Origin of the sequence: Paenibacillus sp. UMB4589-SE434 (genome assembly GCF_030226685.1) — a bacterium.
Lineage (GTDB): Bacteria > Bacillota > Bacilli > Paenibacillales > Paenibacillaceae > Paenibacillus_B.
In genome coordinates this window covers 116403-141524 of record NZ_JASOYK010000007.1, presented here as the reverse complement: position 1 = coordinate 141524, position 25122 = coordinate 116403, and the positions used below count along the sequence as shown (strand labels likewise).

Genomic DNA, 25122 nt, shown 5'->3' with positions numbered 1-25122 from the left:
AAGATGTAGGCTGACTTCATTACATACAAGCAAGGTACTTTCTAAGGTGGTGGTTATATTGATAAAACCATATACAAAACCAGTAATAAAGTAACCTTATTTTGTTATTCCCTCTTGGCTGGACGAAAATGTGCCATATAAGGATTACGTCATTTTAACTGCTGAGAGCAGTAGGGAAGATGTTGAATTATTTTTAATACATTTATTTGGATATAATCAAATAGACGTTACGCAATCTTTAGAAGCTTCTTGTCATGACTTGTTTAAGGAAGATGGAGTAGTCATACAAGGAGGAGTAGCTTTTTTTAATAATGAGAGTCAATTTATATTGCCTAGCTGTTGCTGTGGATTGGAAGACTGGTATGAGGTCCTCGATGCAGTAAAGAATAGAACAAGCAGTTGGCTAGGGCACGATCCAAGTCCTGAAATTACCTATCATGATAATCTCGTTCGAGTGTGGTCGGATAATCCTGAATTATTGAGTAATTCAGATGAGGCGAGTCTTTATTACATAGAGTTTGAATATGAGGAATTGCTAGATTGCTTAGAATTGACAAGGTCTGATTTAGAAAAGTTTATAAAAGGGCCGTTGTATTACTGGATGAATAGCAAAAATGGAGATATTGCTGATACGATGAAGGTAAAAATGGAGCAATGGTTCCTAAAATGATAGGGGGTAACTCCAAGAAACATTAAATAGACTAGCCAGTTCTCGGATCAGTGTATAAAGAATCAAACGGATATCACCTAATACATACTTTGTAATGAATATAAGAAGACTATTAGATCAGCTGACAAAAATAATTATATGTTCACGAGTGGATTACAATTGAAATCGCTGTCAAAACATGAGAGAAGGTGAAATTCGATTAAAATACTATTTATTTGTAGCCGCAATAAGTGGCGCAGTCTAACAGCAGAGAAGATTTTTCATGGCTATAATGGTTACGATGTTAAATCAGCTGGAACAGAGGAAAATGCAAGAATCAAGGTCACTCAGGGACATATTGGTTGGTCGGATCTGATATTTGTGATGGAGAAAAAACATAGTAGCAGACTACGAGATAAGTTTGCAAATAAACTGACCAATAAACAATTAATCTGTCTTGATATACCGGATGATTATAAATTCATGGATGAAGAATTAATAGAAATTTTGAAATCGAGAGTATCTGAATATATAGAGGTGCCGGATTAAAATGTGACTGGAGATTTGAAATTATGTTAATTTAACTAACGGAAAACAATAGCATAACAAAAAACAGCGGCAGTCTAAGACCTTATTTTCCAAGTCCTAGAGCGCCGCTATTTCATGTTAGAGCAGACTAGTATATCATGAGTGCCATCTACACGATATTCTCCGTTCGCGCCATTTCTATCGCTTCTTCGCGATTGCTGACGCCGAGCTTCGAGTAGAGAATGGAGCAGTAATTGCGGATCGTTCCCTCTGATAAAAATAACTTGGCGGCGATCGATTTGTAGCGCAGCCCGCCCGACAGATGCTCCAGAATCTCCACTTCGCGTTTCGTCAGCCCGTACGGGTAGTTTTCCCGAGTTGAGCCTATCTTTTCCAACTGCTCGCGTTGACGCTTCATCTCTTCGAATACTTGCGTCGCAACCGATTGGTCGATCCATGTTCCACCGTTATAAATGAGCTTCAAGGCCTCTTTCATTTCCCGCGGATGAATCGACTTCAGCATGTATCCTTCCGCCCCTTGCTCTAGTGCGGTTGCTGCCTGTAAGGAATCCTCGAACGTTGTCATGAACACAACCTTTATATCAGGCCAGCGTTGTTTCATCTCAAGTAAAGTTTCAAGTCCGCCCATGCCCTGCATACGAATTTCCATGAGCACGATATCCGGTTGGGACCGCTCACAATGCTCCAATGCTTCGCGTCCGCTCCCCGCCGTACCAACGACAGTAAAATCAGTATGCTGGGCCAGAATTTGCTTCAAACTGTCAGTAATGATCACCTGATCATCAACGATCAGTAGGCGGATCGCTTCATGTACTGGTTCTGTCTGTGACGGAATATTACATATGACAAAAGTCCCTTCACCTGATCCAGTATGAATGGATAGTGTGCCGTTAAATTGCTCAAGCCGTTCTTTGATTCCGTCGAGCCCAGATCCGAATTGGATTTCTTCCGTCCTGATACCGTTATCTTCGATCTGTAGTCGGAGCTGATGACTATCGAAATACAGCTGAACGGAAATCACGCTTGCCCGGCCGTGCCGAACCGCGTTGGTTAGAGACTCTTGAAGGCATCGATATAGACAAAAGCTTATTTTTTGCATTACGAGGGTCTCATTGCCGATCACACGGAATTTGACCGTTACACAAGTTGATTTCATAAACTCTTCGATTAATTCCCGCAGTAATTCACTTAATGAATGGCTGAGCGGAGTATGGGAGAGCTGGTGCAGATGCTTTCGGATATCAACCAGACTGTGTTGGGCGATACCGACAATCGAATCGATCTTATCGATCTGCGAATTCGGAACGGCTGATCGCAGCGATTCGATACCGACGATTAGTGAGGTAAGCGTATGGCCAATCGTGTCATGCAGCTCATGTGATAATCGGCTGCGTTCCTCCATCAGCGTAAGCTCCTCAATCCTCTTAATATGCTGTTCCAGTAGCAGCTTCTGCTCTTGAATAATGAAGGCTTGCTTATGGGACTGAATTAATACATTAAACGCGAAGCCAATGGCAAAACCAAGGCTGCAGCTAACGATAAACTCAAACGGGAGACGATCAGCGATCCAACCGTTTAAAACCGGGAATATGATGCCGCAGAGGATACCTGTCCATACATAGGTTCTTCGACTGCTTGCCAAGCCGATAGTCACTACGAGTAAAACAAAAGACCAAAGTAATCCTGGGGCTGCGTAGGCCAAATAAAGATAAAAAAAGCCCGTAGCCGTCACTTCAACTGCAAGATGCCAGTCTTCTTTCCTATAGCGGACGATTAGTGGTATGAGGTAGACGGCGAAAGCACAAGAAAGTACAATCCAAAGCGACCCAGCGATCAAGGACGGATCGACAAAACAAGCGCTTGCGATAATGACCAGCCAAATTGTTCGGATAGCTACAAGTATCCAATCATACCAGAACCATTTTTTCATGATAGAGAACACGAATTATGCACACCTGCTTATATGTTTTTTGATAATTAATTTCCGATTGATTCAGACCCTATCATGCAACATTACATCTTGACTCGTCAAGCGAAAGAGGGGGAGGGTTGGGGATTTGGCTGTAGCGAGGACGTCACATGCGTCATGACAATTTGTCATACCGGTGATGTGACAAGCCGAAGGGCGATGTCATCTAAAGTTTGGCGGTTTCATCAATAGTTGATTTAACAATTTCGGGGGTAAGGTGAAGGAGTTGAGCAACACAACATACCAAAAGTATAGGAGCGATACGTTATGAAATTATTCACCACCCACAAAGGAGTTACACTTACGCTAACCGCGATATTGGCAGCTGCAACGGTATTCCCTGCTTATGGAACGCTGCACGCAGCGGGCCACACGGCAACCTATCAAGCAATCGACAAAGCTGCCAACAGCACCAATATTCCAGGTGTTATCGTTACTGTGAAGAATGGAGATGCGAGCTGGTCCTATGCGTCCGGTGAAGGGAATATCGAAAGAAACCATAAAGTGGACGCCGACTCCGCATTCCGAATCGGAAGTACAACGAAGACGTTTGTCGCTGCGGTTGTCTTGCAGCTAGCTGCTGAGAAGAAGCTGTCCCTTGATGACACGGTGGAAAAATGGCTGCCGGGGCTCGTACAGGGCAATGGGCACAACGGCAATAAGATTAAGATTCGTCAATTGTTGAATCAAACAAGTGGACTTCCAGACTATTTGACACCAGAGCTTAGAACGAAATTACTCACGAATCCAGACGAAAATTATACACCTGAACAGGTAATCGCCATCGGCTTGGAGCAGAAGCCGGTAACGGGCTGGGCATACTCCAATACAAATTATGCGATTATGGGTCTCATTATCCAGAAAGCTACCGGGGAAACCTATGCAGAGCAGATTAAGAAACGAATTATTGAACCGCTACAATTAAAAGAAACGTTCCTCCCAGGCAGCTCGGTGGATATTCCGAAAAAAAATGCCCGCGGATATTTGGACACGGGAAATAAATTGGTAGATATTACGCTGCTTAACCCATCGTTTGCTAATGCCGGTGGGGATATGATTTCGACAGGGGAAGACCTGACGACGTTTTTCCGTGCTTTACTTGGCGACAAGCTGTTGACACCGGAGATGAAGAAGGAGATGCTGACCAGCACATCCGAATCCCCATTTGGACAGTATGGACTTGGCATCCATCAAACCAAGCTGCCTGACGGCAATGTCGTATGGGGACATGGCGGCGGTATTCCCGGATTTACCAACTTTGCGGGCGGAACGGAAGACGGTCAGCATGTCATCTCGATCAATATTAATGTACTGGGAGATGCGCCTAATCATATTAACCAAATTATAGCAGCGGAGTTCGCAAAAGAATCCAAAAAGGAACTCACGGAAAAAGAAAAGAAAATTAAGCATAGGGAAGATGTCAAACGCGTCATGGATGAAGTGGTAACAAACAAACGTGTCCCAAGTGTCGTGGCTGGCGGGCTGCAGGATGGGGGACGCTGGTCCTACGCAACAGGTACAGCCAGTTATGAAGTACCAAGCCAGGTAGAATCGGATTTCTCTTTCCGTATTGGAAGCATTACGAAGACGTTCACTGCTTCCGTTATACTGCAACTGGCTGAAGAGAAACAATTGAGTCTGGATGATTCGGTCGAAAAATGGCTGCCAGGGGTCATAAAGGGAAACGGGTATGACGGCAACAACATTAAGATTCGTCAGTTATTAAACCATACAAGCGGGCTTGCTAGCTATACGGATGAGAATATGCGGGATATTACCTTGCCTCAAAACCCTTTCCGTTACTATTCCGTTGACGATCTTGTTGGCTTGGCACTTGCAAAACCGCCTGTTTATGCACCAGGGACGGGCTGGAATTATTCCAACGTCAATACGATACTTGCCGGCAAAATTATTCAGAAGGTAACCGGGGATACGTATGCGGAACAGATCAGGAAACGGTTCATCGAACCGCTCGGGCTGACGGAGACATTCGTCATGGAGAATAGTTCTCATATTCCGGGGAAGCATGCCACAGGATATAACATGGACCGATCAGGCCATTTGTATGATTTGACTGAAATGAATCAATCCTGGGCAAATGCAGCCGGAGATATGGTGTCCAACGTCAAAGATTTGACCACCTTCTTCAGTGCGCTGTTAGGTGGAAAGCTGCTGAATCAAGAGATGATGGACCAGATGCTCACAACAGTAGATTCACCATTGGGTAAAGTCGGACTAGGGATTTTTGAAGGGAAAACGCCAGACGGGCAATCCTATTGGGGGCATGCTGGGGGTACGTTCGGATTTGAGACGAGAGCCTTCGGACCTTTGGGTGGTAAGCATATTTTGGTAACGGCTATCAACTCGGTAGGACCGGACGCCACTGCGGCACACATTAAATTACTCAACAAGGAGTTTAGCCGTTAAGTTTAAAGCCGACATCGCTCTCTTTACTTGAGAGAGATGTCGTTTTTTTGTAAAGAAGTTTAATGAACAGTCAGACGTCATTGCTGCCAAGTATGTAAAACAGAGGGACACCAAAAAGGAGCTTGCGATGCAGCAGCTCCTTTTTTCTATTGAAGTAACGGGCAGGTTAGTGGAGTATGTAGATGCTTTGTTGTAAAATATTTCAATAGGAGGTGTGTTGTGCGATTAATAGTGTGCGTGTTGATATTAGTGCTATCTTTAACAGGATGCGCAGTAGAATCAGGCAAGCCCGTCCCTGAAAGCAAGAAAGAACCTAGCAAAATAACACTGACTCCTGTTGACCTGTTTGAAGGTGACCATGCAAAGTTCCGACCTTTTCTAGGCGTCCTGTCCGGAGCATTTAAATTACGCTATGAAGGAAATAAACCAAATGCGAATCTGGATATTGATATATGGAAAAATGGAAAAAAAGTAGCTTCATCCGGCTCCATCGGCGATTTGTTCTTCAGTTGGGACGATCAGGCAAGTCCTGAGGTTGAAATCATGATTTCAATAGATACCGTTTCCTTTTTTGAGGGTCAGGACGATATTATCAAGATCAAAGTCAACACTATGCGCGATTCTGAACATAGTCTTGTTACCTTTGCCACGGCATGGGATAAAGGATTGACCGCACAAGGATTGATTGAGCACAATAAAGCGCGTACCTTTTTCGCAAAAGAACCTGTTTATTTATGGGGGATGCATGCAACGAGCACCAATGAAATTCGTACGGCGGACTTCACTCCGGAATCTTTAAGCAGACTTGAACAGGCGATCATTTTCACGCTGCGTTTTGAAGATTAAGCTCTGAGAATCAGAGGGAAAGCAGACTGCGTAGAAGGCACGTTGAAAGATCTCGTTAGAATTAAATTTTTGATAGAGTAGCATATATTTCATTACTTGCAGGGTATAGGTGTATAAATAAGGAGCGATATTCATGTACGATACGATTATTTATGATGTAGATGGAACCTTGATTGATACGGAGCAGGCAGTACTTGGCTCTCTGCAGAAGATGCTGCTGACGGATTATAGTCAATCGTATGAGCGAGAAGATCTTGTATTTGTACTGGGTATTCCAGGGGCTTCCGCTTTACCGCAACTGGGAATTAAGGATATCGATAAGGCAAACGAGCGATGGAATGAATATATGAAGGATTTTTATGCTTCAATTAAAGTATTCGATGGCATGTTGGATGTAATTACAAAGCTGCACAATCGACGTGTCCCCCAAGGGATCGTTACTTCTAAGACAAAGCAGGAACTGCAGGATGATTTTGTACCGTTTGGTCTGATGGATTATTTGTCCTACGCCGTGTGCGCGGATGATACGAGTAAGCATAAGCCTTATCCAGAACCGCTGTTAAAGTTCATTCAAGTATCTGGGACTGACCCGAAACGTGCCATTTATATTGGGGATACGATTTATGATTATGAATGCGCACGTGACGCGGGCATCGATTTTGGGCTTGCTTTATGGGGATGCAAAAATCAGGTGGGCATTGACGCAGCTTATAGATTAGAGCAACCTCAAGATATTTTGAATCTGCTGAATAAGACCCGCTAGATATGAGTTAATAGAGATATAAGGGGGGATTTTACTATGGTTGTATACCCTGTTTGTACGACAAGGGAAGAAAAGTTAGCGATGATAGAGGTATTAAAAAATCGGTTGCTTGCCAAGCACAAGCACGCGATTATGGCCATCGGTGTGTACGGCTCAATTGGGCAAGGAACAGATGGGCGTTATTCGGATATTGAAATGCATGTGATCACCCAGAACTCCATTCGTCTTGATAGCTATGAGTTCATATATGATAAATTCAAGATCGAAATCAGTACAGCAACCTTGGATGAGGCTTATATCAAAGCCAAGCAGGTTGATGACATGTGGCCTATTAAAGCGGGAGTATTTATCCACGTATTATCTCTATACGATCCTCATCACATCTTTGAAAAACTTAAGCTTCTTCCTCTGCAAGTGCCAGAAGTCGAATTACGAGAGGTCATGAAGCAATTTATGATATGGGAATCGTATGAAACGATGGGGAAGATCAGAAACAACTGGGAGAATGGGAACGTTGGGTATTTGGCTATTGGCGCAAAGGATTTAAGTTGGCAGACGGCCAAGTTAATTGGACTGGCGAACAAGCAATATTTTCGTACTAGAGCAAAGACTTTTCAGGATTCATTAGCTATGAAGGACAAGCCAGCAGGATATGAAGAATTAGTTATGTGTGTTCTGGAGGGAAATGAAGCGGATAAGGAACAGGTATATGTATTGTGCGAACGATTATGGAGTGGCTTAAATGAGTGGTTCGAACGGCTGGGAATCAAATACAAATCAGATGAGCTGCCTTTTTAGGAATTGGACCAATGAAGGACTGAACCCGACTGGACTCAAATAGGAGGGCAAATGAAACATGGATAATCAAGTGAACTTTGGATGGTGGGATTTAATAAAGATGATATCCAAAGAATTAGACATCAATGATATAAGCTACAGTTATGATGCATCCACTTCACTATTCGTGCATGGGATGGAGATTGATATGGACGATTTAGATATCATGGTGCAGTGGGATTGCTTTACTAAATCCTATGATCTGTTCCAGAAGTATCAACCATCAGAGATTTCATATCATAGCTTTGTGCATTACCATTTTTATATAAACGGATTAAAGGTACACATATTAGGTTCCGAGCAAATTGACAACTTAGCAGAGGATCTAGAGCGGGTAAGATTGATCACTACACAAGATGATGTGGTATGGTCTAAATCGCTCTTTTTTTATCGGCGCCATCTAGCAACGGGCCATTCAATGATACAGGAGATTGATGCTTGGATAGAAGACAATAAGGCTTGCGTCGAAGTGCTTTATGGCAATAAACTTGATCATTTATATGCATATCGTGGAGGGGAGTAGCAGTGCAGGACAATCTTATTCAGAACAATAACTGATTTATATCGGCAGAAGAAATGATACAGAAAGCAGGTAAACTATGAAACGTGTGAATGTTGTATACGCATTAATAACGGATGAATCGAAGACGAAGATAGATCATTGGCGGTGTTGAAACGGTCGTTAGACCAGAGGAAATTGTCGAGATACAATGGGTGGCGATTCAAGAAGCAGATAAGCTGCTTCCATATTATAAAGAAGGACTATACGGGTTGATTAGTCAGAAGAGAGATCACGTACTCTGATCAAGGAGTAGTCTAGAGGCATCGATTCTCATCATCGATCAAACTCAACATGACACAGATAACGGAAACCCATTTCGTATATTACTAAATACATATTTTTGATGTTATAATAGTCATGTTCTACTGTAAAGCCATCTTACTTTTAAATATGAAGGAGGGAATACCTAATGAAAAAGCGGTCGATTCAATATTTATCCTTTGGTATTGGGTATTCTACTGCTGTTTTTTTCTAGAATTGATATGGACGGGATAGGTCTGTCCAAATCCAGAGAAAATAAAAAACAGTACAGATATATAACCATCTATAGATGATATATTTGTCCTATTTAAAAGGAGACATTACGAATCATGAACTTAACTAATCATGTAATTCAAAGATCTAATCCAGAACAGATAGCACAACCTGTTGGAAACTATAGTCATGTAACCAAAATAAGTAGAAATGCTGATATATATGTATTTTCTGGTCAAATCGGCATCGATCCAAACAATCATATTCCTACAGACTTTAATCAACAAGTAACCAACACCATGAGCAATATTGTTGAGGTACTTGCTTCTCAGCATCTTACTCCTGATCATGTAACTAAAATCAATATCTGGGCCACAGAAGAAATAGATTGGAATCATTTCGATGAGATTTGGAATCATGTATTCGGGAATACTCCTCCTTCAATGACGATAGCCTATGTTAAAGGACTGGGTCTTCCAGAGTTGAAAATAGAATTAGATGTTTGGGCTGCTGGATGATGGTAAGCTCAAAAGTGACGACTTGATATGAACATATCCCCTCTTGTTATACGGAAAAAAAGCTCATGATCTAATGAGTGTAATGACTGTTTAACGGAGGGGATTATTTATGTACAAAAAGGATGGATTTCATTGGTACAATCAATACGTGATGGGAATGAATCTATGGGTGCCCGTATGGTTAAGTGTAATAGCATCGGCGTGTATGAGCATGCATTAACAAGAGGGAACTCATACGAAGTAGTCGATGAAGACGCAGAGAAATATAGGATCGTTGGGGATCAGGGGAGAAGAGTATGGATTCCTGCTTCCTATTTTTCAAGAGAAGATGAGATGATATTAATGATGGAAGAATGGCAATTTGACGACGATACGGATACAGAATATTTTATAGAAGTAACGATAATGTTTAAAGATGGATCTAAACGTTGGTGTCTCCTAACAACCTCGGAAAAACTTATCGAGTATTTTAACAATGAAATAATTGATCCTCCAGGGATAAATATTAAGCATTTAGTTATTATGAAGTCTATGGAAAAGGAAGCCGTGGAAAAGACCTTGAGACATTTGGACAATCAGGGTGAATTGCAAGAGGTAACTATATTTTTAAGTAAAAGTTAGCGTATGACTTAAATCATCAACAAAGAGGTCTTTATGGAGCATAAACCCAAATATTTGCCAAGAGATAAGCACGACTTTGAGCGCGTAAATGAATTATTTCAGCTGGATCCGCCTATAATCGTACCGCTAATTCCCCGACTAGTAGAGTGGCTGCAAGATATCAATTGGCCTATAGCTTCGGATGTAGCCAAGCTGCTGCTTAAATACCCCGAAGAAACAATACCTCACATCAAAGCAGTTCTAAACTCAAAGGATGATATTTGGAAAAACGGGTGCTTGCTCTACTTTGTTCAAAAGCTCCCGGAACTCTATATAGTCCAATTTAAGAATGAAGTTACAAGGATAGCTACAGACCCCACTCAAGGAGAGTTACTCGAAGAAGTAAACGAGACTGCAAAGAGGGTATTAGTCTTTTTTGATAAAAGATAGTATGTAAGCGCAATAAACATTTATTAATAAGAGAAAGAGAAAGCGAGGTTAACCCGTGAGCTTTTCATTTGAACTAATCATAATCCAATGTCTGTGGCTGGCCGTAATTGGAATATCCTTATATGTATTGATATTGCTCATTAAACTTGCCCGAAGAGGGATTAAGGCGCTAGATATTTACATTCAAAGGAATCAATAAATGATCAATATAGGCTGATTCCATCTCTATAGTTCTACGTAACTTGACTAGGAAACAGGTGAGCCGAAATGAAACTTAAAATACTCATATTAGTCGAACCTTCATTATTTCTATCCTCATAATTCTAATTGGGTAGGCTGGAGTGTAATCCAAGCCTATGATGCTACTAATAATTACGTTCCTCAAATCGTTCTTAGTTATACTACAGTAGAGTATGTTGACTTCAATGTTGATGTTGGTACATAAAAAGACCCACAGCTTGTCCAGATACGCGATGATTCCAGCGCTATCTAATATGGACAATTATGCTGTGGGTTTATTTCGTATTATGAAGCTGGTGTTGTGCTGCTCTTGTCGCCATGCTTCAACTTCACCTCGCGATATACCTTTAAGGTTCCTTTCAGCAGATCGGCTTCATCGTCCGATAGCTCCTCCTTATGGATGCCGAAGAAAGCGGAGTTGCGCAGCCTTGGATCAAGCTGAATGTAAGTTCCAGGCGAGGGCGGGAACTTGCGGCCCAACATATCGTCCACACTCACTTCGAAGAAATCGGCAAATAAGACCAGAGTTGCAAAGTCGGGTTCGCGCGAGCCCTGCTCGTAATTCGAGACTTGGGCACGGGATAGGTGGAGCCGATCGGCTAATTCCTGTTGGGTGATGCCTTTCATACCTCTTAATTCCGCAAGCCGTCGTCCAAACAAAGGAATCACCTCTACTAGGATTCTAATGTCGTTCCAGTAACAGTTACGTAACCGGAGAGATGACTTCATTATAGGAAACTAAGAGTTTCCTTACCAATTATTTTGACTAAAAGTTTCACATTTAATTGACTGACACACAATGTGTCTAATATAGTAGGAGAAGGAGAGTTACAAAGACTTGCTACTGCTTCCATATATGAGGTGACAGGTATGAGAAGGATAAGGCTGATCCAGCTTAGAGGGAAACAGACTTTGGACCAAGTCGCAACTCAGATTGGAATTACGCGGCAGATGCTGGGAGCGATCGAGCGAGGAACCCGTACACCATCACTCGCTGTGGCAAAACGGATTGCTAATCATTACGGCATGTCTGTTGATGCATTGTTCTATGAGGATGAGAATAGGGACAATTCGGAGCAAAGGGGCTGCAAGAATGACGGATTGGATGGGTAAGGTCTGGACAGAACGTATGAGTCAATTGATGGACCAAGCAGAGCAGCTAAGTGATATCCAACGTATGAAGGTACAGTCTGAGCAGTGGGAGCGTCGCTTAATGGCGGCACTTGAATCGGAACATGAGCAGTTGATGAAGGACTTTATACAATTACAGCTCCTTATGTCACAGATTCAGAAAGAGTGGCTGTATGCACGCGGTCTGCAGGATGGCGCAAAGATGCTGGCCTTTGCCATGAAGTCGGAGATGTAATCGGCGATGCGTGTACAGGATAGAGCTATTTATTAATCTTACATACTATTAATTTGTGCTATACTATAAAATAAATAGGAAGTTAAAAAACTTATATGGAGGACATCACTGATGAAAGTATTAGTCATAGTTGCTCATCCTGATCTGGAGAGCTCCGTTATGAACCGAGCTTGGATCGAAGAACTGCGCACGCATGCCAATGTAACGGTACATGATCTCTATACAAGTTATCCCAATGAGCTAATTGACGTCGAGCGTGAACAACGTCTATGTGAGCAGCATGATCGTATCGTCATGCAATTCCCATTCTATTGGTACAGCTCGCCGCCCCTATTGAAGAAGTGGCAGGACCAAGTGCTGACATACGGTTGGGCATATGGCTCAGGAGGGGACAAGCTGCATAATAAGGAGCTTATGCTGGCGGTATCGGCTGGAAGTGTAGAGGAGAAATACCGCGCAGGCGGCGCAAATCATTTCACGATGAGTGAATTGTTAAGACCCTTCCAAGCAACAAGCAATCTGATTGGAACGACTTATTTACCGGCATATGTGTTTTATGGGACACACGAGGCGTCTGCGCAGGATGTACGGCTCAGCGCAGAACAATATGCGAAGCATATTTTGGCTCCGGTGATATAAATCCAAGGGTATGCTCGCAGGGGGATACAAGCAGGCAGGCCGGCTGAAACCGACCTGCTACTGCTATTAAATGCCTGAATAGTAATTACGAACAAGAGAAAATACTTCAAGTTAATATACGTTAAATGCCCACAAAGAATAACCCCAAATGCTCGCTCGTTCGATTCCTTGCATCCGAATATACCGACCTTGTATGTTTAATCCGTCAACAATTTCAATACCGCCGAGACTGGATGATGTCTCATAAATATCTGTCCAGTGCGTTGCATTATCCGATATTTGCAGCTTGTAGGCTTTGGCATGAGCGGACTCCCAGTGGAGACGGACTCTTGAGATGAGCGTCTGTTCTTCTAGATCTATGCAGATCCACTCCTGATCCGTTCGCTCGCTACTCCAGCGAGTATAAGGATTTCCGTCCACCACATTTTGCCGCACATTTTCATGCGTTTCTTCGGAGGAGGCGGAGACGGTCTTGTACAATGCTTTGTCAATCAATAAGGCTTTGGTTTCCTGCAGCGTGATAGGGTGATAAGTATCCTTTACTGGGCGGCCAAAAGCATCAACAACCTTTAAAGTGATGCCATACGGCGAACGGGAATCGTAGTTGGACAATTGAATCTGCGGTGATGTTGTCTTTCCCAAAAATTTCGTGTGCTGATAGCAGTGATAGGAGGCGGCCCACAGGTTCTGCTGCGGTTCATCCCAAGATAGATTCAGCTTGTTGTCTGTCGGACTGTACTCGACTTGGGGAATACTTGTCGGTATGATGAACTCGTCGTATACGTGTTCCGCAGCACCGTTGATTATAATCTCCTTTGTCACAGCGAGTACATGTTGTTCAATAGTTTGGAGTTTCTCAATTTCTAAAGCTAGCTGCGGATTAATCTGCCGAGACATGATGGACGCCAAAATCATATATTTACACAGTTCGATCCGATCAGACACATACGAATATGCCTCAGCCAGCGGTTCAGGGTAATTCATAATTTTAATGTATTTGGAAAATAGAATTCTGGACCCAGAAAGAATGGATAACGCTTCAACTACATGGGTACAGGCCTCTTGCATGTCGGCAAAATGCATCAAATTCCCCTGCAACAGCTGTTGAATAGCCGGGTAGAGTGGAAAGCTGCAATCAATCTGTGCCATATGCTGCTTCATCGCTTCATGGAACAGCTTGATACACGAGTCATCAAATACGATCTGTTCCAGATCCAGATATGCAATGCTACGAATCTGAGGCAGTGCTCCTTCGTAGGCTGTCGCAATAATAGCGCGCTTGTAATCGGCTTCATATTCTTCATCATGGATGTGAAACGTATCCTCCTGTTCATTGTAGGAGGTTATAGTGAAGGAATGGCTCCCTTCAGGTGGGATAGTTGTACGTTCAACATGGGGCAAATACTTGCCTTTAGTCCACACAAATACATCTTTCTGTTCAGACAATAAGCGGCGAACATGGTCGAAGGCCTCGTCAAAAGTATCGAAGGCATCGTACACGTACACCTTGCCAAAATGTTCCGTCTCGCTCATCAGCAAGCTGGGATACTGAGGTCGCGTTGTTTTGTTAAGTACAGCTTCTTCATACACTGCCGCACTATCCTCGTAGACGTTATAGAACATATAATCAACTTGAATCCCTTTTTGAAGCATGGAGTATAAGAGCTGGAGCTTCCTGCAATTTAAGTAGTGCCGATTAAAATAATTGTCAAATCGATACATGTGTCATACCCCCTTTTTGTTAGTGGAGACATAAACTCAAGGTGTGCCTAGTCGTTTTCTAGTGCGTTGGCTTTTTCGATCATGGGCGATAGGATGTTCAATTTGATCGTTTGAAGTTCTCAGGTGAGAGGCGAAGATAAGATCAATGCCTAGTGGGGTAAGACTCTTAAAGTTAAATAGTATGCATACGATAAAAACTCTAATTGTGCAATGAGTAAATATCTTTAAGTTAAGCGCTTTAAAAATTGAAGGTGATGGAGCTCTATAACGTTAAATTTATAGTACAAAGTAAATCATTGATCAGATGTAAGAAAAATATGCAAGCGTATACATATGTAGAAAGTATAGTAGGTTAAGTATGTGCTGTTTATAGTTATATCGTTTATATCATTTGTTGAAGTTAAATGTCAACTATTGTAAAAATATAAGGTAGTTAGGGGCTGAATGCTTCCAGTCTGATGCTTGACTCCTCTGCTTCATTCTAGCTTGTTGGTAGATGTTAGAACTGTTATGATGATGGTGAAATTGCGGACTATCTATAGGAGTTGAGCAAGAGTAAAGGGGGATCGGTATGGAAATTCAGAGCCATAGGCTGCAGGCAGATGCGCTAGCTTATTTAAGTCGCATTGGCTATGACGGAGAGCTGCGTCCAAGTGTGGAGACATTAGCCAGATTACAGGAGTGTCATCTCCATACTGTACCTTTTGAGAACCTGGATATTATCGAGCGTATCCCGCTATCGTTAGAAGTCCCCGATCTTATTGATAAGGTTGTGCACAGGCGCAGGGGCGGTTATTGCTTTGAATTAAATGCGTTATTTGGATGGTTGCTGCGGGAGCTTGGTTTCTCTGTAACGGATTTAATAGCCCGTTTTTGGCGGGGGGATTCTTATCCACCCCCTATGCGTAGCCATCATGTGCTGCAGGTTACAATTGGAACTGTACAATACTTGTGTGATGTTGGAGGCGGGGGAGGCACACCATGCAGGCCGATCTTGCTGCAAGAAGGGCTGGTGCAAGCGCAGGGTAAGGAGTGCTATCGTGTGCTAATCGACCCCCAGTTTGGTTGGGTATTGTGTGGGCGGAAGCAGGACGAGTGGAACTGGCTATATTCATTTACGAAAGAACCGCAGTTGCCCAGCGATTATGCAATGGCTACATATTGGTGTGAACATGCGCCAGAATCGAAATTTACCCAGAACTTAATACTGGCGATACGGACTCGAGAAGGACGTCATACTGTATCTGGAGATGAATTCCGCATTTACATAGGGGATGAGGTAACTAGTTTTGTCCCGCAGACACAGAAGGCATATGATGAGGCGCTGCTTACCTATTTCGGAATCGAGCAGGCACAGAACCGGATGATTCCCTTAAATGCGCAGCGTCGATAGCGGAGTAGGTTGCGTTTATTGCAAATTCCGAGAATAAATATGCAGGAGCTGCAAAGCGAGCGGTCATATGCAGGCCACTATGTCCAGCATGCAGGCCGTGAGTTTGAATACTATATTCCGATCCATCTGCCTGAGCATACCAAAAAGCAGAGGATTAGCTCCTCTGCTTGTATTTGCAGCTTATAGAATGATGTTACGATGATCAGGTAAAATGGCGGAGCTGACGGGATTCGAACCCGCGGTCTCCTGCGTGACAGGCAGGCATGTTAGGCCTCTACACCACAGCTCCACAACAATTTAACGACATTTAATATATTATCATATAGAGTGTTTGTGTGACAAGCCTCTTTTTAGCCGATCAGGATATAGCTGTGTCTTGATCCTTTATCGCTTCACTACCTCGAAATTTTCGTCGATCAGCAGCCAATTCTGTGGGAAATCAAGCCCAAGCTTCCAGTAGCTGATGCCTCGTATACCTAGTTCTTTTAACAGATCAAATTTGGCCTGAATTGAGCGGGCATCTTCGAACCATACGATATGTTCCTTCCGGTTGTCATCCCAGTAGCGGAAATAGGGTGCTTGTGCCTCCGTATCATATTGGATGGCAGCGCGGCGTCGTCTGGCCAAGTCAGTAGCGGCTACCGGACTTAAAGCACGTGCATAAGGGCCGCCCTGCACAAACGGAAGTGTCCAATCGTAGCCGTACAGGTTCTGTCCCATCATAATTTTGGAGGCTGGTATTTCGGTCTTCGCGTATTCCAGTACGTTCCGTACGGGACCAATCGGCGAGACAGGCATCGGCGGTCCGCCGCTGTAGCCCCATTCGTAGGTCATAATCACGACAAAGTCGGCTACTTCGCCATGTACTTTGTAATCATGAGCCGTATACCATTCGCCAGTCTGGGAAGCACTTGTTTTTGGTGCGAGTGCTGTAGACATGAGAAAGCCCTCGTCGTGAACTCGTTTGGACGCCTTGCGCAAAAAGCGATTATAGGATTCTCGGTCCTCTGGACGCAAATGCTCAATATCAAAATGAATATCGTTAAAGTGTAATTCCTTTGCCGTCCGGATAATGTTGTCGAGCAGCTTATTCTGCAACTGGTCGCTGTTCAGGATTAGTTCACCGAGTTCAGCGCTGAACTGATCCTTCTCCAGATTGGTTACAACCATCATAAGTGTGACTTTGCTGCGCTCGGCAATGGCGGGCAATTGATCAAGCGGCGGAGCTTGCAAAGTGGCATCCCGCTGGATTCGAAAGCTGAACGGGGCAAGATAAGTTAGGTGCGGAGCTGCTTCCCTCGCTGCATCTGTTAGATTTTTCGAGACGACGCGGCCTCGTGGTTCGATGTAGGCGTTAACCTCAGCCCGTGAGCGCTTGGCAGGAGGGATGTAGAGGCGTTGGCCTACGGTAAGCGGTTTATTGATCTTAATGTTGTTGATGAACGCCAGTTCTTGTGCCGTAGTGTTATATTTCTGCGCTATATCGTTTAAAGTATCTCCCTGCTGAACCCAGTAGTATTGACCGACAATAGGGATCAATAGAGCTTGACCGATGATGAGCGATTGATTTACTGTCATGCCATTGGCATCAGTGATGTCATCTACCGGAATACTATAAGTTTGGGACAAGTTATAAAGCGATTGACCTTGCTGTACAACATGAATTTGCATGATCGGTCTCCTTTTCTCTTTTGAAGAAATTGACGGATTCGTATAGCAATGCAGCACCTAATTTTAATTAGGCTATGCACCCAGTAGTTGATAGGTGAATGTCTGTAATGTCTGTAGAAGACAAAGTTAAAACAGGTGTTGGACTAAAGCAGAGCTTTTGCACCTTATTGGTTATATCAGAGATGCGGTAAAAAGAGTGTGTTATAGATGGCTAAATAAGCAAAAAGTACACCCCCATGAGTTTGAACTTAAGGAGTATGTTGTTAACAAGGAGTAAAATTTTGTTGACGGCAAGGATTAAGCTCCATAGCAAAGCGTATGTGTAATGCTCACGACCATGAGCATATATTTCGGCTTGATTTGAAGCAGAAACTGTTCTAATGTTGCCTTAGATAATTAAATTGAGAGACTCATAGAGTGGATAGCAAGCTGCTGCTTGAGCCTCTTTTGCAGCATGAACATTCCCGGTGTCAGCTCTTCTAGAGCACGGTAAGAGTAGATATCGGAATACAACCTGACCGGAATGGAGTGAGCTTCATGAAGCAGCACGAAACCATGTATGAGATGGATCATGAGATGAGAGTGATGTCATTTAATATCCGTAATGGACAATCGGAGGACTACCATGTGAATGGTTGGGGATCACGGGCAAAGATGGTTGCAGGACTGATTCGATTTCATCGTCCAGATATTGCGGGTTTGCAGGAAGTGCTAGTTAATCAAGTGGAGGATCTACAGGAATTACTGCCAGAGTATGCATTTGTGGGGGTTGGCAGGGAAGATGGAGTGAGACAAGGGGAATTTGTTAGCATCCTGTATCTTAAGCAGCGCTTTGACGCACTGGTGAGCGGCTCGTTTTGGTTATCAGAACAGCCAGACCAAGCCGGCTCGATGGGATGGGATGCAGCCTGTACGCGGGTGACAACCTGGGTGAAACTGCGAGATCGTCGAACAGATACGGAATTTGTCCATTTAAATACCCATTTCGATCATGTGGGGACATTGGCGGTGGAACAGAGCGCTTATCTGCTGCGTGAACGTGCAGCGCATTTGGCTGGTGCGTACCCTGTTATCGTCACTGGAGATTTTAATTTTACGTCTAACTCGACAGCCTATCCTATTTTATGCGGCAAAACAGGCGAGGACGACTTGCATTTGAAAGATGCAGCGGAAGCAGCTTACTACAAGCATTTTGGCCCGTCCTTTACGTTTCACGGGTTCGATACAGACGAGGTGGCAATGCAGTTATTTCCTGAACATCGCAAGGACGAACAATCGCAAGGTCTAGAGTTTGACTCGCCAATTGACTTTATATTTGTCGATGAGCAGGTAAATGTCCGGTGCTATGGCATCATTGGGGATCATCATGCAGGTCAGTTTCCTTCTGATCACTTTCCAATTGTAGCGGATATAATATGGAGGTAAGTGCGTTAACGTTCGGATTGTGCGCTTTGCTCTGAGATGCATTATGATAAGTAATGTATAGGACTTGCCTTCAGCTTAAATGATCAGGCAATTAACGACTCGGAGGAGAACGAAGAGCTTATGACACAATGTTGGAGCGAGAAGCATTATATACACTCGGATAATAGTGATTACAAGAAAGATTGCAAATTGTCGACCTTATTGGAATGGATGCAGCGTGCAGGCGATGCCGATATTGCGCAATCTGGTATTATATTGGAAGAACTGATGCAGCAAGGGATGGCATGGATGCTCACAACCGTGGATCTGGAAATACATCGCATGCCGCGGTACGGGGAAACCATTCAGTTGGATACCTGGCACAAAGGCTCAAAAGGTGTGCAGTGGCTGCGGGATTTTCGCATCTATGGTCCAGATCAAGAGCAGATTGCACAAGCGAGAACGGTATGGGTATTAGTCGATTTGAACAAGCGCCGTATATTGCGTGCTTCAGCACTGCCTTATGAGGTACAGCCACATACGTCCGACTCCGTTGGAGAAGTACCGGAACGAGTTGAGATTCCTTCGAATATTTTGCTGGATCATGCTTATGATCTTAAGGTCCGCCAGAGCAGTATTGATATGAATGGTCATATGAACAATACGAAGTTTGCGGACGTTTGTTTGGATGCACTCACAGTAAAGCGGTTGGATGCTGGCATTACTCGCTTTCGCATCACGTATCATCAGGAGGCGAGGCTGGATGAAGAGATCACTGTGTTTCGCTCATGCGGCGTAGACAGCGGCAGCTGCTTTGTTAGTGGCAGATCTGGCGAGGGGAAAAAATATTTTGATGCCGAGGTATCGCTAAAGTGTTAGCGATAAATTAGGATTTGCTCACAACAAGCAAAAGGACCTTCATTCCTCTTCTTAACAAGAGGGTGAAGGTCTTTCTATGTTCAGTACTATTAAAGCTACTTCCCAAGCTCTTTTGAAAGGAATCAGCTTGGGTGCATATTGCTTATGCCCGCAGCTTGGCTAAGTCGAAGGTGGGCACAAGTCCTTCTTCCGCAGCTCGTCCTAGCAGTGAAGTGATGGCACCATAGCCTTCCTCCCCAAGGTTAGCGGTGAAGTTATTAACATAAAGCTGGATGTGCTGCTTCGCAACATCAGCGTTCATCTCTTGGGCATGCTGCAAAATATAATGCTGAGATGCCTCAGGATTGGCCCAAGCGTAATCCACGGATGCACGCGTCCATTGGGTCAGTGCCTCCAGATCCAGAGAACGGCGGGCAATTATGGCGCCGAGTGGGATAGGCAGCCCCGTATCTTCCTCCCACCAATTGCCCATATCGGCCAACAATGTCAGGCCATAAGAAGGGTAAGTGAAGCGGGCTTCGTGGATAACCAGCCCTGCATCAATCAAGCCGTCGCGTACGGCAGGCATAATCTCGTGAAAAGGCATGACCACGATCTCGCCAACACCGCCTGAAACGTTCTGGGCGGCCCATAGCCGAAACAGCATGTAAGCTGTCGAGCGTTCGCTTGGCACTGCGATACGGCGTCCAGTGAGCACGCCTGGATCGCTAGTATCCGTCAAGCTGCTGCGCGTGAGCACAAGCGGCCCGCACCCTCTGCCAAGCGCGCCGCCGCAAGGCAGCAGAGCATAATCTGACAGTACCCATGGCAGGGCAGCGTATGAGATCTTCAGTACTTCAGGTCCTTGACCGCTAGCAGCCAAACTATTGGTAATGTCGATATCTGCATATTGCACGTCCAGCTTAGGGGCACCTGAAATGAGCCCGTGTACCCAAGCGTGAAAGACAAATGTATCATTTGGGCAGGGAGAAAAAGCAATCTTCATCATAACACCTCCGATAATACGGTACTTGCGGCTTCGAGTGCTTGCAATGCTTGCGGGATTCGCCATGCAGAGCGATCGCGCGGGCCGACCGCGTTAGAGATCGAGCGCAGCTCCAGGCACGGGATGCCGCGCTGTTGAGCCGCTATGGCTACGCCATAGCCCTCCATCGCTTCGGCAGCAGCGCCCGGCACACGTTTGGCGAGAACGGCAGCGGATCTTGCCGTGCCTGTTACTGTGGATAGTGTAAGCACGGGGCCGCTGCTTACAGCCAAACGTGCCGCCTCCAATGCTGCTGCGAGCCGTGCGGCAGTCTGGGCATCCACTGCAGCTCTTGCCGACCCGAAGCCCAGTTCATCCAAGCTGATGAAGTCGACGTCTGCAAGCCCTGCGTTGTGTGGATTTGCATACGCGCTGCCGCGCTCTGACTTCCTCATATCCGCAGCTAGGACCGTATCCACATCACGGCCCGCATGTTTGCTGACGTCTTCATTGCCGACGTTCCCTTCGTCCTCTTGGGCATGTCCATTATCGCCGCTTTCGGCTCCCAAGTCGGCGGCAACGATTTCACTGGCTACAACCAGTGAGCCGACTTCGGCAACACCTACGAATCCGCCTGCAATTCCGGCGCAAATCACGAGGTCGTACTTGGCAGCAGCCAGTACGGCTGCGGTACTGGCTGCTGCCGCTGCTGAACCAACGCCGCCTATGACGACGTTGAATCTATCGCAGCCTTTTAACCCACGGAGTACGGCGTCACGCTCTGCCGCGACCGAGGTAACAACAAGTACCCGTTGCAATTCTTTGTGTTCTTGTATAGGGCTCCCATCAGTAGGGGATACAGAAGCTGTTATGTTCATATCTATAGTACTCCTTCAAATGTACTTAAGTTAATAAAGCCACTTCTCCAAGCTTATCTTGCCTGATGAAAGAATCCGAATGAGGTCTCCATCGAAACGGATTAGCATTTCCGATTGGCATAACGTCTTAGCGGTGACCAGGTCAGCAGTTCTTGGTTTATCTTATTCCAACTTATCGCTAATGGGGGCATATGTAAAGATAGGGATAATAATTTATATGTAAAAATATTTATATGAATAGCAGCGTGGATGGTGAATGAGCGTTTAAGGAGAATTGCTGCTAGACGTGTCGACTCGCTTGGCTAATGGGTTTCAAACTGTCTGTCCAAATATAACAACAGCGCCATCGTCATGCCATTTGCTTCGGCACATCGATCGGCGCTGTTCGACTTTCTTATTTGGTACAACTTGGGTCATCGGTTTGCGCTGCCATGCTTGTCTAGACAACTCAGGGTTCAACTTGTTCTCTCGCTCCAGCTTCTGGCGGCTGCGCTTGGTCTTGCTGCTCATAAAATACACCTCCAATAGAATTGATCTTATCATATGCGATGATAGCGCTGAGTTCAAGTGGATAGACTACCCTGCAACTTCGATTTGCGCATTAGGTCTGAAAAAGAAGTTGACAATTCTTTTTGATAGTGTCATATTGATATTATCAAAAAGATACTAAAAAGGAGCGGCACAGATGGAACTAGAAAATGAGCACAATTACAATCCATGCAAATTTCGCACCCCAGATGGTGCGCCAGCCGATATTGTCATATTTACGATTACGTCGGAATCACAGCGTCGTGGCACCAAATCACTGCCGAAGCGAGAGCTGAAGGTGCTGCTCATTCAACGCAAAGTATGGCCTTATGAGGGGATGTGGGCGTTCCCTGGCGGCTTCTCACGCGATACGGAATCAATGGCAGAGACTGCAAGACGCGAACTGCTTGAGGAGACGGGTGTCGAAGGGCTCCATATGGAGTACTTAAACGTATACAGTTCGCCTGGTCGTGATCCTCGTGGCTGGATTATTTCCCACGCTTATGTGGCGCTTGTGCATGAAGACTATTTGAGCAAGCGGCAGGCAGCGGACGACGCCGCAAATGTGGGCCTGTTTACAGTGGAGGAAGCTCTTCATTCCATGCAGTTGGCATTTGATCATCAGCAGATAATGTCAGAGGCATTAGACCGCGTGAGAGAGCAGATTTTGCGAACTGATATTGCAAAAGAGTTCCTGCCAGAATCATTTACGCTTGCAGAACTGTACCAAGTGATTAAGACGGTGGAGCCTGCGTTTGAGGAATCGAATTTCATCCGTAAAATGAAATCAACGCAAAGCCGCAGCGGCGTGCTGGAGGAAGTGCGTGATTCGCAAGGCGAGCTGCTAAAATCAAATCAATATTCCCAACGGGCAGCGCAGCTGTACCGATTCACAGGTGAGACACCAAAGTTATCTCTGTACGGGTAAATTTTTTTTATGAACTGATATTGTCACTTTGAAAGTATTGAAAAGAGGGGTTAAGGATGAATCGAGGAATCACTTTAGCGGGGTTAATGATGGGGATGCTGCTGGTCGCATATTGGACGTCTTCTTCTACTTTAGAAATAGTGGCTACTACTACAGGGCTGTTAAGCGTCTGGCTTACGGCGCGCGAGAATATTTGGTGCTGGCCGATAGGCCTGGTGAACGTAGCATGCTTCTTCGTGATGTTTTATGATGCGAAGCTGTACGCGGATATGACGCTGCAAATTTTTTTCTTTGCTTTCAGCGTTCAGGGCTGGATTGTATGGCTGACGCGTAGAGGAGCAGATAAGGTTCGTCCGACTGTTCGCATGTCGTCCACATGGAGGATTTGGCTGGCTGCTGCCATTGTCGGTATTACAGTTGCAGGGGGCTATTTACTTGCGGCTTACACAGATGCATCAATTCCTTATCTGGATGCGCTTGTCGCGACGTTAAGCCTTGCTGCTCAATATTTGCTGTCACAGAAAATATGGGAAAGCTGGTACTTCTGGATCACTGTTGATGTGTTATCGATTGGGATGTACATGTACAAGGGATTGTTTACGGTTGGCTGCCTGTATGTAGTGTTCTTGGCGATTGCGATTGCGGGGCTGCTTCAATGGCAGCGTGGTATGGAGAAGCGCCAGAGTGGATTGGCAACTGGCTTGAAGCAGACAGTCATTTCTCCATAAACAAGCTTGTTAAGGTTTAGCATCATGATTGTCTGATTACTACAACGAGAGGAAATTTTATATGAATAATGGAACTGGCACTGGCTGCAATCAGCGTGTAATTACATCGGTAGGCTTGACCCTTGGCAAATTTGCACCCCTTCATAAAGGCCATCAATTTATGATTGAGACTGCCTTGCGTGAGATGGAGCACGTGATTGTAGTTATCTACGATTGTCCGGATACAATTGATGTTCCTTTGCCCGTCCGGGCAGGCTGGATTCGTAAACTGTATCCCAGCATCGAAGTGATTGAGGCTTGGGACGGCCCTCAGCAAATGGGGGACACCCCCGAAATTAAGCGGCTGCAGGAACAATATATACTTGGTTTATTGGCAGGCCGCACCGTGACACATTTCTATTCAAGCGAGTTCTATGGGGAGCATATGAGCACTGCGCTTGGCGCTGTAGATCGAAGAGTAGACGAAGAACGGACGATGTATCCCATCTCGGGTACTGCTGTGAGGCAAGCGCCCTATGCATGCAAAGCCTATCTTGATCCTTGCGTGTACCGTGATCTGGTGACGAAGATCGTCTTCCTGGGTGCGCCGTCGACAGGCAAGACAACAATAAGCGCTCATATGGCAAAAGAGTACGGAAGCATCTGGATGCCTGAATACGGTCGAGAATATTGGGAGAATAATCAGATCGAGCGCAGATTGACCCTGGAGCAGTTGGTGGAGATCGCCGAGGGCCATCTGGAGCGTGAAGAAGCGCTGGTGCAAGAGGCGCGTGACTTCCTATGGGTGGATACCAATGCTATTACCACGTATATGTTCTCGCGCTATTATCACGGCAAGGCTCTGCCTAGACTGGAGGAGCTGGCACGTCAGGCCGCGGCCAGATACGATCTCGTATTTGTGTGTGAGGATGATATTCCCTACGACGATACGTGGGATCGTTCAGGCGACGTTCAGCGTCACGTTTTTCAGAAGCAAATAAAGACCGATCTTATTCTACGCAATATTTCTTATATTCCGCTTAAAGGGACGTTAGAGCAGCGAGTCAGCACAGTAAAAAAGACGCTGGCTGCATATAGACGTTATGCGAATCTGGCTGAATGGATAGGAAATGGATGCGGAGTCTGATACAGCCGTGAT

The 25122-nt window shown here is 44.9% G+C and carries 26 protein-coding genes and 1 tRNA gene; 19 read left to right on the top strand and 8 right to left on the bottom strand.

Annotated features, from left to right (window positions below; all coding sequences use genetic code 11):
- Window positions 1-130: 130 nt before the first annotated feature.
- Both QP775_RS20640 and QP775_RS20635 read left to right on the top strand, forming a co-directional pair.
- On the top strand, window positions 131-670 hold the full coding sequence (locus QP775_RS20640; protein WP_285108782.1) for a hypothetical protein: 540 nt from the start codon (window positions 131-133) through the stop codon (window positions 668-670).
- A gap of 198 nt (window positions 671-868) precedes the next feature.
- On the top strand, window positions 869-1198 hold the full coding sequence (locus QP775_RS20635; RefSeq protein ID WP_239331918.1) for a low molecular weight protein tyrosine phosphatase family protein: 330 nt from the start codon (window positions 869-871) through the stop codon (window positions 1196-1198).
- A gap of 148 nt (window positions 1199-1346) precedes the next feature.
- On the opposite strand, the gene QP775_RS20630 is transcribed toward QP775_RS20635, so the two are convergent.
- On the bottom strand, window positions 1347-3140 hold the full coding sequence (locus QP775_RS20630) for a helix-turn-helix transcriptional regulator (protein ID WP_285108781.1): 1794 nt from the start codon (window positions 3138-3140) through the stop codon (window positions 1347-1349).
- Between the two features lie 294 nt (window positions 3141-3434).
- On the opposite strand from QP775_RS20630, the gene QP775_RS20625 reads away from it, so the two are divergent.
- From QP775_RS20625 to QP775_RS20590, 8 genes are all read left to right on the top strand, one after another.
- A complete protein-coding gene (locus tag QP775_RS20625; RefSeq protein WP_285108780.1) occupies window positions 3435-5594 on the top strand; it encodes a serine hydrolase domain-containing protein in 2160 nt (719 codons plus the stop codon).
- Window positions 5595-5813: 219 nt separating this feature from the next.
- Window positions 5814-6440 carry a hypothetical protein gene (locus QP775_RS20620; RefSeq protein WP_285108779.1) on the top strand — a complete coding sequence of 209 codons (627 nt, stop codon included), beginning with the start codon at window positions 5814-5816 and terminating at the stop codon, window positions 6438-6440.
- 133 nt (window positions 6441-6573) lie between these two features.
- A complete protein-coding gene (locus tag QP775_RS20615) occupies window positions 6574-7203 on the top strand; it encodes an HAD family hydrolase (protein WP_285108778.1) in 630 nt (209 codons plus the stop codon).
- A gap of 36 nt (window positions 7204-7239) precedes the next feature.
- Complete coding sequence (locus QP775_RS20610; protein ID WP_285108777.1) at window positions 7240-8001, top strand: kanamycin nucleotidyltransferase C-terminal domain-containing protein; 762 nt, start codon at window positions 7240-7242, stop codon at window positions 7999-8001.
- Between the two features lie 58 nt (window positions 8002-8059).
- Window positions 8060-8563 (top strand): hypothetical protein, encoded by a 504-nt coding sequence (locus QP775_RS20605; protein WP_285108776.1) that lies wholly within the window; start codon window positions 8060-8062, stop codon window positions 8561-8563.
- A 629-nt stretch (window positions 8564-9192) separates the two neighbouring features.
- A complete protein-coding gene (locus QP775_RS20600; protein ID WP_285108775.1) occupies window positions 9193-9594 on the top strand; it encodes a RidA family protein in 402 nt (133 codons plus the stop codon).
- A gap of 132 nt (window positions 9595-9726) precedes the next feature.
- Entirely contained in the window at window positions 9727-10215 is a 489-nt protein-coding gene (locus QP775_RS20595; protein WP_285108774.1) for a hypothetical protein, read from the top strand.
- A 33-nt stretch (window positions 10216-10248) separates the two neighbouring features.
- Window positions 10249-10644 (top strand): DUF5071 domain-containing protein, encoded by a 396-nt coding sequence (locus QP775_RS20590; protein ID WP_285108773.1) that lies wholly within the window; start codon window positions 10249-10251, stop codon window positions 10642-10644.
- 525 nt (window positions 10645-11169) lie between these two features.
- Here the strand turns inward: QP775_RS20590 and QP775_RS20585 are convergent.
- A complete protein-coding gene (locus QP775_RS20585; RefSeq protein ID WP_239331629.1) occupies window positions 11170-11544 on the bottom strand; it encodes a helix-turn-helix domain-containing protein in 375 nt (124 codons plus the stop codon).
- Between the two features lie 210 nt (window positions 11545-11754).
- Here QP775_RS20585 and QP775_RS20580 point away from each other — a divergent pair, with 210 nt between their 5' ends.
- From QP775_RS20580 to QP775_RS20570, 3 genes are all read left to right on the top strand, one after another.
- Entirely contained in the window at window positions 11755-11997 is a 243-nt protein-coding gene (locus QP775_RS20580; RefSeq protein ID WP_051286864.1) for a helix-turn-helix transcriptional regulator, read from the top strand.
- Window positions 11978-12250, top strand: a complete 273-nt coding sequence (locus QP775_RS20575; RefSeq protein WP_239331631.1) for a hypothetical protein — start codon at window positions 11978-11980, stop codon at window positions 12248-12250. The genes QP775_RS20580 and QP775_RS20575 overlap by 20 nt, the downstream gene beginning before the upstream one ends.
- Window positions 12251-12361: 111 nt before the next feature.
- Window positions 12362-12889 (top strand): NAD(P)H-dependent oxidoreductase, encoded by a 528-nt coding sequence (locus tag QP775_RS20570; RefSeq protein WP_239331633.1) that lies wholly within the window; start codon window positions 12362-12364, stop codon window positions 12887-12889.
- Window positions 12890-13000: 111 nt separating this feature from the next.
- Here QP775_RS20570 and QP775_RS20565 read toward each other — a convergent pair whose 3' ends face one another.
- Window positions 13001-14611 (bottom strand): discoidin domain-containing protein, encoded by a 1611-nt coding sequence (locus QP775_RS20565; RefSeq protein WP_285108772.1) that lies wholly within the window; start codon window positions 14609-14611, stop codon window positions 13001-13003.
- A gap of 571 nt (window positions 14612-15182) precedes the next feature.
- Here QP775_RS20565 and QP775_RS20560 point away from each other — a divergent pair.
- Window positions 15183-16004, top strand: coding sequence for an arylamine N-acetyltransferase family protein (locus QP775_RS20560; RefSeq protein ID WP_239331637.1), 822 nt, complete (start codon window positions 15183-15185; stop codon window positions 16002-16004).
- Window positions 16005-16216: 212 nt separating this feature from the next.
- Here the strand turns inward: QP775_RS20560 and QP775_RS20555 are convergent.
- A tRNA-Asp gene (locus QP775_RS20555) sits at window positions 16217-16293 on the bottom strand.
- Between the two features lie 95 nt (window positions 16294-16388).
- Window positions 16389-17675, bottom strand: coding sequence for a glycosyl hydrolase family 18 protein (locus QP775_RS20550; protein ID WP_285108771.1), 1287 nt, complete (start codon window positions 17673-17675; stop codon window positions 16389-16391).
- A gap of 537 nt (window positions 17676-18212) precedes the next feature.
- On the opposite strand from QP775_RS20550, the gene QP775_RS20545 reads away from it, so the two are divergent.
- Window positions 18213-19100, top strand: a complete 888-nt coding sequence (locus QP775_RS20545; RefSeq protein ID WP_239331641.1) for an endonuclease/exonuclease/phosphatase family protein — start codon at window positions 18213-18215, stop codon at window positions 19098-19100.
- A 120-nt stretch (window positions 19101-19220) separates the two neighbouring features.
- Entirely contained in the window at window positions 19221-19958 is a 738-nt protein-coding gene (locus QP775_RS20540; protein WP_285108770.1) for an acyl-[acyl-carrier-protein] thioesterase, read from the top strand.
- A gap of 142 nt (window positions 19959-20100) precedes the next feature.
- Here QP775_RS20540 and QP775_RS20535 read toward each other — a convergent pair whose 3' ends face one another.
- The 3 genes from QP775_RS20535 to QP775_RS20525 form a co-directional block, all read right to left on the bottom strand.
- The gene (locus QP775_RS20535; protein ID WP_285108769.1) at window positions 20101-20943 is read right to left on the bottom strand and encodes a 1,4-dihydroxy-6-naphtoate synthase; all 843 of its coding nucleotides are present in this window, start codon (window positions 20941-20943) and stop codon (window positions 20101-20103) included.
- A complete protein-coding gene (mqnB, locus tag QP775_RS20530; RefSeq protein WP_285108768.1) occupies window positions 20943-21800 on the bottom strand; it encodes a futalosine hydrolase in 858 nt (285 codons plus the stop codon). The genes QP775_RS20535 and mqnB overlap by 1 nt, the downstream gene beginning before the upstream one ends.
- Window positions 21801-22112: 312 nt before the next feature.
- A complete protein-coding gene (locus QP775_RS20525; RefSeq protein ID WP_285108767.1) occupies window positions 22113-22310 on the bottom strand; it encodes a hypothetical protein in 198 nt (65 codons plus the stop codon).
- A gap of 175 nt (window positions 22311-22485) precedes the next feature.
- Between QP775_RS20525 and QP775_RS20520 the strand changes: the two genes are divergently transcribed.
- From QP775_RS20520 to QP775_RS20510, 3 genes are all read left to right on the top strand, one after another.
- Window positions 22486-23256, top strand: coding sequence for an NUDIX domain-containing protein (locus QP775_RS20520; RefSeq protein WP_285108766.1), 771 nt, complete (start codon window positions 22486-22488; stop codon window positions 23254-23256).
- A 56-nt stretch (window positions 23257-23312) separates the two neighbouring features.
- Window positions 23313-23984, top strand: coding sequence for a nicotinamide riboside transporter PnuC (pnuC, locus tag QP775_RS20515; RefSeq protein WP_285108765.1), 672 nt, complete (start codon window positions 23313-23315; stop codon window positions 23982-23984).
- A gap of 61 nt (window positions 23985-24045) precedes the next feature.
- Window positions 24046-25110: an AAA family ATPase gene (locus QP775_RS20510; RefSeq protein ID WP_285108764.1), complete on the top strand. Its 1065-nt coding sequence runs from the start codon at window positions 24046-24048 to the stop codon at window positions 25108-25110.
- Window positions 25111-25122: the final 12 nt, after the last annotated feature.